General features: G+C 66.4%; 15 protein-coding genes and 1 tRNA gene. 7 read left to right on the top strand and 9 right to left on the bottom strand.

Going from position 1 to position 13525, the window contains the following annotated elements:
- Positions 1-40 precede the first annotated feature (40 nt).
- Positions 41-1330 carry an MFS transporter gene (locus tag O5K31_RS06400; protein WP_269716476.1) on the top strand — a complete coding sequence of 430 codons (1290 nt, stop codon included), beginning with the start codon at positions 41-43 and terminating at the stop codon, positions 1328-1330.
- A gap of 64 nt (positions 1331-1394) precedes the next feature.
- Here the strand turns inward: O5K31_RS06400 and O5K31_RS06395 are convergent, their stop codons facing one another.
- The 3 genes from O5K31_RS06395 to panB form a co-directional block, all read right to left on the bottom strand.
- Positions 1395-2327 (bottom strand): alpha/beta hydrolase, encoded by a 933-nt coding sequence (locus O5K31_RS06395; RefSeq protein WP_269716475.1) that lies wholly within the window; start codon positions 2325-2327, stop codon positions 1395-1397.
- Positions 2328-2393: 66 nt separating this feature from the next.
- Positions 2394-3245 (bottom strand): pantoate--beta-alanine ligase, encoded by an 852-nt coding sequence (gene panC, locus O5K31_RS06390; protein ID WP_269716474.1) that lies wholly within the window; start codon positions 3243-3245, stop codon positions 2394-2396.
- On the bottom strand, positions 3245-4096 hold the full coding sequence (gene panB / locus O5K31_RS06385) for a 3-methyl-2-oxobutanoate hydroxymethyltransferase (protein WP_269716473.1): 852 nt from the start codon (positions 4094-4096) through the stop codon (positions 3245-3247). The genes panC and panB overlap by 1 nt, the downstream gene beginning before the upstream one ends.
- Before the next feature lie 108 nt (positions 4097-4204).
- On the opposite strand from panB, the gene panD reads away from it, so the two are divergent.
- Positions 4205-4573 (top strand): aspartate 1-decarboxylase, encoded by a 369-nt coding sequence (gene panD, locus O5K31_RS06380; RefSeq protein ID WP_269716472.1) that lies wholly within the window; start codon positions 4205-4207, stop codon positions 4571-4573.
- Here panD and O5K31_RS06375 read toward each other — a convergent pair.
- Complete coding sequence (locus tag O5K31_RS06375) at positions 4570-4761, bottom strand: hypothetical protein (RefSeq protein ID WP_269716471.1); 192 nt, start codon at positions 4759-4761, stop codon at positions 4570-4572. The two genes, panD and O5K31_RS06375, sit on opposite strands and share 4 nt — an antisense overlap.
- Before the next feature lie 65 nt (positions 4762-4826).
- On the opposite strand from O5K31_RS06375, the gene xth reads away from it, so the two are divergent.
- The 4 genes from xth (at position 4827) to O5K31_RS06355 (ending at position 8366) form a co-directional block, all read left to right on the top strand.
- The gene (gene xth / locus O5K31_RS06370; RefSeq protein WP_269716470.1) at positions 4827-5600 is read left to right on the top strand and encodes an exodeoxyribonuclease III; all 774 of its coding nucleotides are present in this window, start codon (positions 4827-4829) and stop codon (positions 5598-5600) included.
- Between the two features lie 69 nt (positions 5601-5669).
- Positions 5670-5744 (top strand) — tRNA-Lys (locus O5K31_RS06365).
- A 96-nt stretch (positions 5745-5840) separates the two neighbouring features.
- Positions 5841-7658, top strand: coding sequence for a DUF885 domain-containing protein (locus tag O5K31_RS06360; protein ID WP_269716469.1), 1818 nt, complete (start codon positions 5841-5843; stop codon positions 7656-7658).
- Positions 7659-7781: 123 nt separating this feature from the next.
- A complete protein-coding gene (locus O5K31_RS06355; RefSeq protein ID WP_269716468.1) occupies positions 7782-8366 on the top strand; it encodes a hypothetical protein in 585 nt (194 codons plus the stop codon).
- Here the strand turns inward: O5K31_RS06355 and tgt are convergent.
- Both tgt and queA read right to left on the bottom strand, forming a co-directional pair.
- On the bottom strand, positions 8363-9487 hold the full coding sequence (gene tgt, locus O5K31_RS06350; RefSeq protein WP_269716467.1) for a tRNA guanosine(34) transglycosylase Tgt: 1125 nt from the start codon (positions 9485-9487) through the stop codon (positions 8363-8365). The two genes, O5K31_RS06355 and tgt, sit on opposite strands and share 4 nt — an antisense overlap.
- Positions 9487-10563, bottom strand: a complete 1077-nt coding sequence (gene queA / locus O5K31_RS06345) for a tRNA preQ1(34) S-adenosylmethionine ribosyltransferase-isomerase QueA (RefSeq protein WP_269716466.1) — start codon at positions 10561-10563, stop codon at positions 9487-9489. The genes tgt and queA overlap by 1 nt, the downstream gene beginning before the upstream one ends.
- Before the next feature lie 119 nt (positions 10564-10682).
- Here queA and O5K31_RS06340 point away from each other — a divergent pair, with 119 nt between their 5' ends.
- Positions 10683-11687, top strand: a complete 1005-nt coding sequence (locus O5K31_RS06340; RefSeq protein WP_269716465.1) for an endonuclease/exonuclease/phosphatase family protein — start codon at positions 10683-10685, stop codon at positions 11685-11687.
- Here O5K31_RS06340 and O5K31_RS06335 read toward each other — a convergent pair.
- From O5K31_RS06335 to coaD, 3 genes are read right to left on the bottom strand one after another with little or no spacing between them, the layout of a single operon-like run.
- Positions 11684-12151: a peptidylprolyl isomerase gene (locus tag O5K31_RS06335; RefSeq protein ID WP_269716464.1), complete on the bottom strand. Its 468-nt coding sequence runs from the start codon at positions 12149-12151 to the stop codon at positions 11684-11686. The genes O5K31_RS06340 and O5K31_RS06335 overlap by 4 nt on opposite strands.
- 9 nt (positions 12152-12160) lie before the next feature.
- A complete protein-coding gene (locus O5K31_RS06330) occupies positions 12161-12985 on the bottom strand; it encodes a peptidylprolyl isomerase (RefSeq protein ID WP_269716463.1) in 825 nt (274 codons plus the stop codon).
- A gap of 25 nt (positions 12986-13010) precedes the next feature.
- Positions 13011-13505 carry a pantetheine-phosphate adenylyltransferase gene (gene coaD / locus O5K31_RS06325; protein ID WP_269716462.1) on the bottom strand — a complete coding sequence of 165 codons (495 nt, stop codon included), beginning with the start codon at positions 13503-13505 and terminating at the stop codon, positions 13011-13013.
- Between the last annotated feature and the right edge of the window lie 20 nt (positions 13506-13525).

Below are 13525 nucleotides of genomic sequence, written 5' to 3'. Positions count from 1 at the left end.
GCTCCCTGTTCCGGGCGCGCCAGGAACAGGCAGAGAGTTCATGAGCGATGCAAAGTTCGGGGGAATAACGCCCCCGCCCGTCTCTGAAAGAATTACGAAGTTCCGTTGGGTGATCGTCGGCCTGCTCTTCGCGGCCATGGTCATCAACTACGTCGACCGCCAGACCATCGGCCTGCTCAAGGCCGACCTGAGCAAGGAATTTGGCTGGTCGGAAACCGACTATGCCGATCTGGTCTTCTGGTTCCAGGCCTCCTACGCCGTGGCCTATCTGATCTGGGGCCGCGTCATCGACAAGATCGGCGCGCGCTGGGGCTTCGGCCTGGCCTTCGCCATCTGGCAGATCGCCCACATCGCCCATGCCGGCGCGCGCGGCCTGAACGGCTTCATCTTCGCCCGTATCGCTCTGGGCGCGGGTGAAGGCGGCGGCTTCCCAGGCGGCATCAAGGCCGTGGCCGAGTGGTTTCCCAAGAAGGAACGCGCCTTCGCCACTGGCCTGTTCAACGCCGGCACCAACATCGGCGCCATCGTCACCCCGCTGGTCGTGCCCATCGTCGCCCTGACCTGGGGCTGGCAGATGGCCTTCATCGTCACCGGGATCGCGGGCCTGATCTGGCTGCCCATCTGGCTGCTCGTCTACCGCAGCCCGCAGGAGCATAAGCGTGTCTCGGCCGGTGAACTGGCCCACATCACCCAGGACCCTGCCGATCCGGTCGAAAAGATCGCCTGGACCAAGATTCTGACCAAGCGCGAGACCTGGGCCTTCGCCCTGGGCAAGTTCCTGATCGACCCGGTCTGGTGGATGTTCCTCTTCTGGCTCCCGGATTTCCTGGGCAAGCGCCACGGCCTCGACCTCAAGAGCTTCGGCCCGCCCCTGGTCGCCATCTACCTGCTGTCGGATGTCGGCAGCGTCGGCGGCGGCTGGTTGTCCTCCAAGTTCATGAACATGGGCTGGAGCATCAACAAGGCTCGCAAGATCACCATGCTGATCTGCGCCCTGCTGGCGGTGCCGGTGGCCTTCGCGGCCTTCGCCGACAACCTGTGGGTGGCGGTGCTGATCATCGGCGTCGCGACCGCGGCCCACCAGGGCTTCTCGGCCAACCTCTACACCCTGCCGGGCGACGTGTTCCCGCGGGCCGCGGTGGGTTCGGTGGTGGGCATCGGCGGCATGCTCGGCGCCTTCGGCGGCATGGCCATGGCCAAGTACGCCGGCTACGTCCTGGACCAGATCGGCAGCTACACCCCGATCTTCGTGCTCTGCGCCACGGCCTATCTGATCGCCCTGGCCGTGATCCACGTGCTCATGCCCAAGATGGATCCGGTCAAGGTCTGACCGATCCACCCAAACTGAAGATCAGCGGCGGCGCTCATTCGAGCGCCGCCGTTTTTCTTTGCGGTTAACGAGGCGGCAGCACCGCCATCAGCCCGCGGGCGAAGCCGGACGGCGCCACGGTCAGATGATCCTCCCCAGGCAGCACCTCGGAGCTGATGGTCAGGCCCGGATAGCCGCGCGACTTCAGGTTCGTCTCAAACAACCTCATGTCGCCAACCAGATCGGCGTCGTTGTTGTAGCGGGCGTCGTCGGGCTTCACCGTCTCATATCCGCCCACGTACATGAACACGCGCCCTGGCAGGTCCTTGTGGGCCTTGGCGTAGTCGGCCTCGACCTTCAGCATATGCTTCTTATCGTACCAGAAGGACGGGCTGCCCAGGATGTAGCCGCTGAACACTCCCGGCTCTTGCAATAGGAACTCCGCGCCCAGAAGCCCGCCGTAGGAATGCCCCAGGATGACCCGGCTCTCTGGGTCAGCCCGGAACCTGCCCTCCACGAACGGCAGGACCTGCTCGCGGATGTACTGGCGATAGGCGGCGCTGCCGCCATGGACGGCGTCCGCGGGCGCGCTGCTTGGACCTTTGGGGGTCGGCGTATAGTCGCGCCGCCGGCTGTGCGAGCCGCTGTCTCCCTGGGCGTAGGACAGGCCCACCAGGATGAAGTCGCCCACCCTGGGCCGCTCCAGGTTCAGCCGCCTCACCATCGAGCGGATCACCGGGAAGGCGTAGTCGGCGTCCGTGACATACAGCACCGGGTAGCGCCGCTGGGCGTCGAATTCATAAGAGGCCGGCAGGTTGACGAAGATCTGGTACTTCCGGCCAGAGACCGGGTCAGGCACGTCCCAGACCTGGGTGCCCGTCAGGACATAGGGCGCGCCGTTCCCGGACTGCGCCGTGGTCACCGCCGCCTTGGGCGCCGTACGCACCGCCTCGCCCTCGGTCTTGCCGCACCCCGAGACGGCGATCGCCGCCGCCGTCGCCAACACCATCAACCGCATGCAGGTCTCTCCCCATAAGCTTCACCATTGGAGGCTTCGCGGAGGAATGTGGCGGGGGCTGGGCGGCTACTTGCGTCCCTTGGGGACGTCTATGACCAGGTTGTCGATCAGGCGCGTCTTGCCAAAGCGCACGGCCATCGACGCCAGCACCTCGCCTGACAGGCGGTCGTCGATCTCGCGCAGGGTCAGATTGTCGGCCAGGCTGACATAGTCGATCTCGGCTGACGGCTCTTCGCTGATCGTCCGGCGCAGGGCCTCGCGAATGGCCTCTGCCTTGCGCTCGCCCCGCTCGACCAGGATGCGGGCCAGGGTCAGGGCGCGGAACAGCACCCGCGCCGAATGGCGGTCGGCCGGCGACAGGTAGACGTTGCGGCTGCTCATGGCCAAGCCGTCCGGCTCGCGCACGGTCGGACAGATGACGATCTGGGCGGGGATGGACAGGTCCCGGGCCAGCTTGCGGATCACGGCGGCCTGCTGGGCGTCCTTCTGGCCGAAATAGGCGCGGGTGGGCTGGACGATGTTCAGCAGCTTGGCCACCACCGTGGCCACCCCGTTGAAGTGACCGGGACGTGAGGCGCCTTCCAGTCCCTCGCTGACCCCGCCCACGGTGATGCTCGTCTCGAAGCCTTCGGGGTACATCTCCGCCGGCTCGGGCGTGAACACCAGGTCGATCCCAGACGCCTCCAGCATCGACAGGTCGCGCGGCAGGTCGCGGGGATAGCGCGACAAATCCTCGTTCGGACCAAATTGCGTGGGGTTGACGAAGATGCTGGCGGCGGCCGCCCCACACTCTTCCTTCGCCCGCTTCATCAGGCTGATGTGGCCCTCGTGCAGGAAGCCCATGGTCGGGGCGAAACCCAGGTCGCCGAACCGGGCGCGCTCGGCCCGAAACTCGGCGATCGTGCTGACGACTCTCATCACGCGCCCTTCAGGGCCTGAGCCAATTCGGCCGGGTCGATCTTGCTGCTGTTGGCGTCGGTGGGGAACGTGCCGCCGCGAACCTCGTCGGCATAGGCTTTCACCGCGCCCTCAATCACCGCGCCCACGTCAGCGAATTGCTTGGCGTGGCGAGGCGGCTTGTCGCCATAGAGGCCCAGGATGTCGTGCCAGACCTGCACCTGGCCGTCGCAGCCGGCCCCGGCCCCGATGCCGATGGTCGGGATGGTCAGCCGCTGGGTGATCTCCGCCGCCAGGGCCGCGGGCGCCAGCTCGATGACCACCGCGAAGGCCCCCGCCTCTTGCAGCGCCAAGGCGTCGTCCAGCATGCGGCGCGCGTCCACGGCCGCCTTGCCCTGCACCTTCAGGCCGATCTGGTTCACCGATTGAGGGGTGAAGCCGATATGGCCCATGACCGGAACGCCCAGTTCCACCAGCTTGCGGACGATGGGCGCGATGCTGGCCCCGCCCTCCAGCTTCACGCCCGCAACACCCGCCTCCTGCAACAGGCGGCCGGCGGAACGCACGGCCATGGCCTCGTCGGCATAAGTCAGGAACGGCAGGTCGGCGATCACCAGGGCCTTGCCCGCCCCGCGCACAACGGCCGCCGCGTGGCGCACCATGTCGTCCAGGGTCACCGGCAGGGTCGTGCCATGCCCGTGCACCACCATGCCCAGGCTGTCGCCCACCAGCAGCACCGGAACGCCCGCCCGCTCGGCCAGGATCGCCGACGTGAAATCATAGGCGGTCAGCATGGCGATCTTCTCGCCCCGCGCCTTCATGGCGGCGAGATCGAGGGTGGTCACGGACTTCTGGGAAATCGTCGCCGACATAGGTTATCACACGTAAGCTGACAAAGCGGGTCGCGGACCCTATATCACGCGGCAAGGCGGCCACCACCAAGAGCCGCTATTCCCCGCAGTCGACGAGAGAGTTCATTCATGCGCGTTCTGATGCGCTCGAAGATCCACAACGCCACCGTGACCGAGGCGAACCTCGCCTATGTGGGTTCGATCACCATCGATCAGGATCTGCTCGACCACGTGGACCTGTGGGCCGGCGAGAAGGTGCTCGTGGTGTCCAACACCAGCGGCGCCCGCCTGGAGACCTATGTCATCGCAGGTCCGCGCGGTTCGGGCTGCATCTGCGTGAATGGGGCCGCCGCCCACCTGATTGGCGAGGGCGAGCAGGTCATCATCATCGCCTTCGAGATCACCGACCAGCCGGTCCAGCAGAAGGTCATCCTGGTCGATGAGAAGAACCGCTTCGTGCGGTCCCTGGTCGAGACGCCTTCGACCGTCGTCGCCTAGGGCTGAGCCGGGCTTTCCTGCCGCGGTCCTTCCTGGCCCCCGGCGGGGCTGGTCGCAGCGATCTGACCGCCCGACTGATGGCCCGGCCCGCTCATGCCGAAATAGGCGACGGCGCCCACGATCACCAAGCCCACAACGGCCAAGATCACCCAGCCGCGCTTCACCGAACCCTGCATCTTTTCCGCCATGACGATCTCCTTTGCGGGAAGAAGGCGGCAGGAACGGTCGTGGTTCCGGCTCGTTGTCGGCCCGCATGCGGATCGCGACCTTCAACATCAACGGCCTGAACAAGCGCTTCTCCAACCTGCTCGACTGGCTGGACGACACGCGGCCTGATGTCGTCTGCCTGCAGGAGACCAAGACCACCGACGGCGCCTTTCCGGAAGAAGCCCTGGAGCAGATCGGCTATGGCGCCGTCTACACGGGACAGCGCACCTGGAACGGCGTCGCCATCCTGGCCCGCGACGCGGAGCCGGTACTGACCCGCAGCCGCCTGCCGGGCGATCCAAAGGACGACCAGCCGCGCTATATCGAGGCGGCGGTGAACGGGGTCCTGGTAGCCTGCCTTTACCTGCCCAACGGCAACCCGCAGCCGGGGCCGAAGTTCGACTACAAGCTCGCCTGGACCGACCGACTGCTGGACCACGCCCAAACCCTGCTCCAGACGGGTGCGCCGGTGATCCTGGCTGGCGATTTCAATGTCGTGCCTACCGACGCCGACATCTACGACACCCGCTCGTGGAAGAAGGACGCCTTGCTCCAGCCTCGCCCCCGCGCCCAGTATGCCGCCCTGCTGGAGCAAGGCTGGACCGACGCACTCCGCACGCTGCATCCAAACGACATTCCGTGGACCTTCTGGAGTTACTTCCGGGACCGCTGGCCCCGCGACGCCGGCCTGCGCATCGATCACCTGCTGCTGTCGCCCGCCCTCGCCCCGCGCCTGCGGGCCGCCGGTGTGGACCGCGAGGTGCGCGGTCAGGAGAACGCCAGCGACCATGCGCCGGCCTGGGTGAATTTGGCCGACTAGGCGCTTGCGGCGAAGCATCCCCCCGACTATGGTCCGCGCCGCTTCGACCGGCGCCCCGCGCCACGACGCGGGCCGGTAGCTCAGTGGTAGAGCATTCGACTTTTAATCGAATGGTCGTGAGTTCGAACCTCACCCGGCCTACCATTCTTCCTTCATCGCATTTCGGCGCCAGAAGACCACCGTCCCGCTTTCGTCATTGCGATTGGTGACGAGTCATCCGACCGCGGATAGGGTCGCGGCATGACCCAGATGATCACCCGCCGCCCACTCCTCCTTGGCCTTCCGTTGGCCGCTTTCGTCGCCACGGCCTCGCAGGCTCAGACCCCAGATTTGCAGGCCGAAGACGCCCGGCTTCTGGCGTTCCTGGACAAGGCCTTCGATGAGGCTCTGGCCCTCAGCCCCGAAGGCATGACGGGCTTGGGGTTGAAGACCGACAACAACAAGCTGAACGACTATACCGACGCCGGGCGGGCAAAAGCCCTCGCCCTGCTGGAGCGTCAGTTGGTCCAGATGAAGGCCGAGTTCCGGCTTGATCGCCTGAGCCATGCGGGACAACTGAGCTTCCAGCTCTTCGAACGCCGCGTCGCGACGGCCCGCGAGAACCACCGCTGGCGCTGGTACAGCTTCCCGATCTCCACAAACGGCACGCCCGCCGGCGCCCTGCCCGTGATGCTGATCAATAGGCACCGCGTGGATACGGTGGCGGACGCGCGTGCCTATGTCGCCCGACTGGTGGAGGTCGAGCGCGTCATGAAAGAGGTGGCGGCCAACGTGCGCGAGCAGGCGCGCATGGGCATCGTGCCGCCAAAGATGGTCTTCGCCCCCGCCCGTGGAGACGCCCAGGCGGTGCTCGCCGGCGCGCCGTTCACCAGCGGAACCGATACGCCGGTGTTCGCTGATTTTAAGACCAAGGTCGGCAAGCTGACCGCCTCGGACGCCGACAAGGCGGCCCTGGTGGCCGAGGCGAGCGCGGCGCTCACCGGCCCGTTCAAGCGTGGCTATGACGTGTTCTTCTCCGTGCTGGACGAGATCGAGCCGCTGGCCAAAAGCAACGACGGCGCGTGGCGCCTGCCGGACGGCGCGGCCTATTACGCCAGCCGCCTGCGGTTCTCGACCACCACCGACCTCACCGCCGACCAGATCCACCGTATCGGCCTTGATCAGGTGCGGGCCATCCACGCGGAGATGGAGGCGCTCAAGCCTCGCCTCAATTTCTCCGGCTCCCTGCCGGAGCTCTTCAAGCACGTCCGCACCGCGCCGGAGCTGAAATATCCGAACACCGAAGCAGGTCGCGAGCAGTACTTGACCGACGCCCGGGCGGCGATCGCCCTGGCGATGCGCGAGGCGCCGAAGTTCTTCCACCGCCTGCCCAAGGCGGCGCTGGAGGTCCGGGCCGTGGAAAAGTGGCGTCAGGAGACGGCGGCCGTGGCGTTCTACAACGCCCCCACGCTCGATGGCTCCCGCCCGGGCATCTACTACGTCAATCTGGCGGACATGAACGAGGTCCAGAAGCCCCAGGGCGAGGCCATCGCCTTCCACGAAGGGGCGCCGGGACACCACTTCCAGATCGCCCTGGCCCAGGAGCTGCCCGGCGTGCCGAAGTTCCGCCGCACCGGCGGCTACGGCGTCTATTCCGAAGGCTGGGGCCTCTACTCCGAACGCCTGGCCAAGGAGATGGGCGGTTATCAGGAGCCCTATGCCGAGTTCGGGATGCTGAGCCTGCAGCTGTGGCGCGCCATCCGCCTCGTGGTGGATACCGGCCTGCACGCCAAGCGCTGGAGCCGCGAGCAGGCGGTCAGCTATTTCCGGGACAACTCCCCCAACTCCGAGCGCGACATCAACAAGGAAGTTGATCGCTACATCAACAATCCCGGCCAGGCGACGAGCTACATGATCGGCCAGTTGGAGATCGCCAAGCTGCGGGCCAAGGCCACAAAGGCGCTGGGGACCCGCTTCGACATCCGCGACTTCCACGATGCTGTGCTGGCCAACGGCGGGTTGCCGCTCGACATCCTGGCCAACGAGGTCGATCGCTACATCGCCACCAAGGGCGGCTGACCGGGCGGCGTGCTGCGGGCGATCACGCTCGTCCGCGGCGCTTCCCGCCCCGTGACCATTATTCCTTCGTAACCTTGCGATCACGGCATTGCCGCCAAGGGGCGCCCGGCGTTATCAAACCGCATGCGTACGGTTTTGCTTCTCATCGCCTTGGCCGTTCCGTCCCTCGCAGTGGCTCAGCCGCCAAAGGACGAGTCGCGCATCAAGACGACGCCTGAGGCCAACAGCGAAAGCCTGCAGGGCGCGGCTCAATCACCTCTGCGCGACCTGAACGTGGTGCGCACCAAGATCCCGCCGATCCTGCTGGAGGTCATGCACGACCCCTATCAGCGACCCTCGCCCAATAACTGCCGCCGCATCGCCGAACTGATCCGGCCACTGGACGAGGCCCTGGGCACCGATCTGGACGTCATCCCAGCCGGGGAGGACGAGGATCTGATCGATCGCGGCAAGACCATTTCCTACGGCGTCATGGCCGGGGTGGCTTCGAGCCTCATCCCCTTCCGCGGCGGGGTGCGCATGCTCACCGGCGCCGAGCGGCATGATCGCCTGGTCAGCGCCGCCATCACCTCGGGCAATGTGCGTCGCGCTTATCTGAAGGGTCTTGGGGAATCCAAGGGCTGCAATCCGCCCGCGACGCCAACCCACGTAAAGAGCGCGACCAAGTACGAGCCTCCGCGCAAAGGGCCGAAGTACCCGGTGCGCTAGGCGCCCTTCGCGGCCAGGTGGCGCTCGCGGAAGCTTTTGCGGAACGCCTCGAACCGCCCCTCCTCGATCGCCACCCGCATGGCCGCGGTCAGAGCCTGGAAGAAGGCGATGTTGTGCCAGGACAGCAGGACTTGGCCCAGGATCTCGTCCGACCGCACGAGGTGATGCAGGTAGGCCTTGGAATAGGCGCTGCTGGCCGGGCAGGCGCTGGCCTCGTCCAGGGGCATGTCGTCCTCGGCGAAGCGGGCGTTCTTCAGGTTGATGGCGCCGTCCCAGGTCCAGGCCTGGCCATGGCGCCCGGAGCGGGTCGGCAGGACACAGTCGAACATGTCGATGCCTCGCGCCACCGCCTCGACCAGATCGATAGGCTTGCCCACGCCCATCAGGTAGCGCGGCCGGTCGGTCGGCAGCATGGCGGGAGCGTAGTCGAGAACCTCACACATGGCCTCGTGCCCCTCGCCCACGGCTAGGCCGCCCAGGGCATAGCCGTCGAAGCCGATCTCCTGCAGGCGTTCGGCCGACTCCCGACGCAGGTGCTTGAAGGTCGAGCCCTGCTGAATGCCGAACAGCGCCTGAGTATCCCGCGTCCCGAAGGCGGTCTTGCACCGTTCGGCCCAGCGCGCGGACAGCAGCAGCGCCTCGCGGGCGCGCTTCTCTTCCGCCGGCCAGGCGACGCATTCGTCCAGTTGCATGACGATGTCGCTGCCCAGCAGGTCGGCCTGGATCTCGATGGACCGTTCCGGCGTCAGCACATGCTTGGAGCCATCGATATGGCTGGCGAAGGTCACCGCCTGCTCGGTCACTTTGCTGATGCCCGACAGGCTCATCACCTGGAACCCGCCGCTGTCCGTCAGGATCGGCTTGTCCCAGCGCATGAACTTGTGCAGTCCGCCCAAGCGCTTCACCCGCTCGGCCGTCGGCCGCAGCATCAGGTGATAGGTGTTGCCCAGGATGATGTCCGCGCCGGTATCCTTCACCTGATCGACGGTGAGGGCCTTGACCGTGCCGGCCGTGCCGACGGGCATGAAGGCGGGGGTGCGGATATCGCCGCGCGGCGTCTTGAGCACGCCGGTGCGCGCTCCGCCGTCGGTGGCTTTCAGTTCGAAGGGAAAGGCTGCCATCAGGCGGCCCGCCATAGCAGGCTGCCGTCGCCATAGGAATAGAAGCGGTAGCCCGTGGCGATGGCGTGCTCATAGGCCGCGCGCATCACATCCTGGCCGGCGAAGGCGCTGACCAGCATGAACAGGGTCGATTTGGGCAGGTGGAAGTTGGTCATCAGCCCGTCGGCGGCGCGGAAGCGGTAGCCGGGCGTGATGAAGATGGCCGTGTCGTCCGCGAACGGTTTGATCACCCCATCCTCGCCCGTAGCGCTCTCCAGCAGGCGCAAAGAGGTGGTGCCGACGCAGATGATCCGCCCCCCGGCGGCATGCACGGCGTTCAGGGCGTCCGCTGTCTGCGGCGGCACCACGCCGAACTCGGCGTGCATCTTGTGCTCGGCCACCATGTCGGTCTTCACCGGCAGGAAGGTGCCCGCCCCAACGTGGAGGGTGACGAAGTGGGTCGAGACGCCCCGCGCCTTGAGAGCCTCAAGCAGGTCGGGCGTGAAATGCAGGCCGGCGGTCGGCGCGGCGACCGAGCCGTCCTCGCGCGCGTACACGGTCTGATAGTCGCTGCGGTCCTGGGCGTCCTCCCCCCGCTTGGCGGCGATATAGGGCGGCAGGGGCATGTCGCCGCGGGTGTTGATCGCCTGGTCGAGATCCGGCCCCGACAGGTCGAAGGCCAGCAGGACCTCACCGCCATCATGCTTCTCGATCACCGTCGCATCGAGGCGCGCGCCTTCACAGGCGCGGTCGGCGGCCTGGCCGAAAGCCACGCGGTCCCCGACTTTCAACCGCTTTCCCGGCCGCATGAAGGCGGTCCACCTGTCGGCGGCCACACGCTTGTGCAAGGTCGCCTCGACGGCCGTGACATTGCCGTCCCGTTCGCGCGTGCCCGACAGGCGCGCGGGGATCACCCGGGTGTCGTTGAACACCAGGGCGTCGCCGGCCTGCAGCAGCCCCGGCAGATCGCGGACGATCAGGTCCGACAATCCCTCCCCCGGCTTGACCAGCAACAGGCGTGCGGAATCGCGCGGTTGGGCGGGCCGCAGGGCGATGCGGTCTTCAGGCAGGTCAAAGTCGAAATCGGACAGGCGCATTGGGCGCGGTCAAGGCCACGGCGCGGGGATCAGGTCAAGCAGAAGGCGCCTGAACGCTCATCCCAGGACTGCGGCGACGCTTCCCAACTGACGCCCAAAAGAACGTGCTAAGCGACGACGTGCGCACGATTCTGAACCTCGCCCTGCTTCTCCTCCGCGCCGGAGCCCTGGCCCTGGCGCTAGGCTGTGCGCTGTTCGCCATCGCGGCCCAAGGCGGCCGGTTCTCGGCGACTCTGGACGTCGCCTCCCATTTCTCGCCCATATGGCTGGTGGGCGGACTGCTGGCGGCCGCCCTTGGCGCGCTCGTCTCGCGCGGCGAGGAACGGATCGCCACCGTGATCGTCGCCACCGTCGCCGTGGCGTTGTCGGTGTTGCAGATCGCGCCTGAAGCCTTTGCCTACGCCACCCAGCGCAAGGATTCGTCGCAAGCGGGCCAGACCCTGAAAATCGTCCAGTTCAACGCCTGGGGCCGCAACGAAGACCCGGAGGAATCCGCGCGCTGGCTGCTGGCCCAAGACGCCGACATTCTGGTGCTGGAAGAGGCGTATGGGGCCGCCGGACGGTTCCACAAGAAGATTCGCGCCGCCTATCCCTATCGCACCGGCTGTCCCAAGGCGCGTCCGTGCCAGAACCTGATCCTGAGCAGACTGAAGCCCACCGTGCAGGGTGATTTCGCCGAGCGTACGATCCGACGGGACGGAAAGCCCTTCCTGTCTGTCCTGTATGCCGGCTTTGGTCGGGGCGACGACGCCTTCACCGTGATGGGCGCGCACTATGCCTGGCCGTGGCCAGCTGGCTATCAGCAGCGGCAGTCGGCGGCGCTGGCCAAGAAGCTCGGGGCCTTCGACCGTGAGACGATGATCCTCACCGGGGATTTCAACTCGACGCCCTGGTCGTTCGCCATGCGCCGCCAGGACAAGGCGTTCGGCATGGAGCGGCGCACACGCGCCCTGGCCACCTGGCCGGCGCGTTTTGATCGCGCGGGCTTCCACCCGCTGTTTCCGATTTTGCCGATTGATCACGTCTACGCCGGCAAGGCCTGGCGGACGGTGAAGGTCGAGCGGGGTCCGAGACTGGGCTCGGACCACCGCCCGGTGGTCGTTACGCTCGCTCGAACGCCTTAGGCGTCGGCGGCGACCTTGAAGCTCAGAATCTTGCCCGGGTTCTGCGGCGGCTCGCCGACCGGCAGGGCGTCGACATTCTCCATGCCTTCGACCACCTCGCCCCACACGGTGTACTGACCGTCCAGGAAGGTGACTTCGTCGAAGCAGATGAAGAACTGGCTGTTGGCCGAGTTCGGGTCAGGCGTGCGGGCCATGGAGCAGACGCCACGGACGTGTTCGGCGTCGGAGAACTCCGCCTTCAGGTCCGGCTTGTCGGAGCCGCTGCGGCCGGTGCCGGTCGGATCGCCGCCTTGGGCCATGAAGCCGGGGATGACGCGGTGGAAGGTCACGCCGTCATAAAAGCCTTCACGGGCCAGTTCCTTGATCCGCGCGACGTGGCCCGGAGCCAGGTCAGGACGGAGGCGGATAACGACAGGACCGCTTTCCAGGGTCATGACGATGGTGTTTTCGGGATCGGTGCTCATGAACCCGCCCTATTTCACTTCAGCCAGAATGTCGACGTCGCAGGGTGAAAAATCCGCGCCCCGCGTCGCCTTGACCCGCTCGACCTCGGCCAGGAACCAGGCGCTCTTGGTGTCGACCACCCGCACCGAAGGGCGTTGACCAGCCGGAATGTCGGCCAGAACACGGACCTTTTGCATCACGTCCTGCGGCGCCGGCACCGGCTCGCCGGTCTTGATCGATCGCACGGCTTCGAGGCCCGAAAGCGTGCGGCCGAAGGCGGTGTAGCGTTTGTCCAGCGAGGGATACGCCTGGCGCATGATGAAGAACTGGCTGTTGGCCGAGTCAGGATTATCGCCGCGCGCCATCCCCAGGACGCCGGGGCAGAACATCCCCCAGGCCGAAACCTTGCGATCAGCTGTCATGGCGGCGAGCAAGGTCGTCTGGCTCATGGCCGGCATGGCGCCGACAAAGCCCAACTCCGCCCCGCTCGGCTTGGCCACGGTCGAGAACATCGAGTTCGCGCCACGGCGCCAGGTGAACTCGCCCGTCAGGTCTTCCTTTTCCGAACCACCGGTGCCGTCGTCCTTGGGATCGCCGGTCTGGGCCATGAATTGGTCGATGACGCGAAAGAAGGTGCGCCCGTCATAGAGGCCCGCGCGGGCCAACTCGCGTACGCGGGTCACGTGGCCGGGAGCCACTTCCGGCATAAGCTCGACGACGACCCGCCCCTTGTTGGTGTCGATCACCAGGACGTTCTCGGGATCGGGGATGCGCCAGTCGGCGGCGCCGGGCGCGGCCAAGGCAGGCGCGGCGATGGCCGCGACAGCCGCGGCGATGGTCAGGGGTCGGATCATGTCATTCCTCTGGGAATGTGGATTTCTAAGGCTGGACGACCTTGGCCATCAGTTCGTCGCGAACGCCCGGCGGGACGAATTTGTGGACATCACCCCCCAGCAGGGCGATCTCCTTGACCAGCCGCGAGGCGATCGCCTGGTGGCGGGGATCAGCCATTAGGAACACCGTCTCGATCTCACGATCGAGCTGCTGGTTCATGGCCGTCATCTGGAACTCGTATTCGAAGTCGGCGACCGCCCGCAGGCCCCGCACGATGATCTTGGCGCCGACCTCGCGGGCGAAGTTCATCAACAGGCTTTCGAACGGCTGGACCACGATCTCGGTCTTGCCGGCGAACTGGGCGGTTTCGCGGCGGATGCTGTCCACACGCTCTTCGAGCGTGAACATCGGACCCTTGCCGGTATTGATGGCGACCCCGATCACCAATTTGTCGACCAACTTCACGGCTCGACCAATGATGTCGAGGTGACCGTTGGTGATCGGGTCAAAGGTACCCGGATAAAGACCGACGAAAGACAAACCTACCCCCTTGGCTGCGT

The organism is Caulobacter sp. NIBR2454 (genome assembly GCF_027474405.1).
Lineage (GTDB): Bacteria > Pseudomonadota > Alphaproteobacteria > Caulobacterales > Caulobacteraceae > Caulobacter.
This window is presented reverse-complemented; position numbering and strand designations above follow the sequence as displayed.

What these genes read in the sequence shown, in the direction of transcription:
- O5K31_RS06400 (WP_269716476.1), top strand. Translation starts at nt 41, where the DNA reads ATGAGCGATGCAAAGTTCGGGGGAATAACGCCCCCGCCCGTCTCTGAA.
- O5K31_RS06395 (WP_269716475.1), bottom strand. Translation starts at nt 2,327, where the DNA reads ATGCGGTTGATGGTGTTGGCGACGGCGGCGGCGATCGCCGTCTCGGGG.
- panC (WP_269716474.1), bottom strand. Translation starts at nt 3,245, where the DNA reads ATGAGAGTCGTCAGCACGATCGCCGAGTTTCGGGCCGAGCGCGCCCGG.
- panB (WP_269716473.1), bottom strand. Translation starts at nt 4,096, where the DNA reads ATGTCGGCGACGATTTCCCAGAAGTCCGTGACCACCCTCGATCTCGCC.
- panD (WP_269716472.1), top strand. Translation starts at nt 4,205, where the DNA reads ATGCGCGTTCTGATGCGCTCGAAGATCCACAACGCCACCGTGACCGAG.
- O5K31_RS06375 (WP_269716471.1), bottom strand. Translation starts at nt 4,761, where the DNA reads ATGGCGGAAAAGATGCAGGGTTCGGTGAAGCGCGGCTGGGTGATCTTG.
- xth (WP_269716470.1), top strand. Translation starts at nt 4,827, where the DNA reads ATGCGGATCGCGACCTTCAACATCAACGGCCTGAACAAGCGCTTCTCC.
- O5K31_RS06360 (WP_269716469.1), top strand. Translation starts at nt 5,841, where the DNA reads ATGACCCAGATGATCACCCGCCGCCCACTCCTCCTTGGCCTTCCGTTG.
- O5K31_RS06355 (WP_269716468.1), top strand. Translation starts at nt 7,782, where the DNA reads ATGCGTACGGTTTTGCTTCTCATCGCCTTGGCCGTTCCGTCCCTCGCA.
- tgt (WP_269716467.1), bottom strand. Translation starts at nt 9,487, where the DNA reads ATGGCAGCCTTTCCCTTCGAACTGAAAGCCACCGACGGCGGAGCGCGC.
- queA (WP_269716466.1), bottom strand. Translation starts at nt 10,563, where the DNA reads ATGCGCCTGTCCGATTTCGACTTTGACCTGCCTGAAGACCGCATCGCC.
- O5K31_RS06335 (WP_269716464.1), bottom strand. Translation starts at nt 12,151, where the DNA reads ATGAGCACCGATCCCGAAAACACCATCGTCATGACCCTGGAAAGCGGT.
- O5K31_RS06330 (WP_269716463.1), bottom strand. Translation starts at nt 12,985, where the DNA reads ATGATCCGACCCCTGACCATCGCCGCGGCTGTCGCGGCCATCGCCGCG.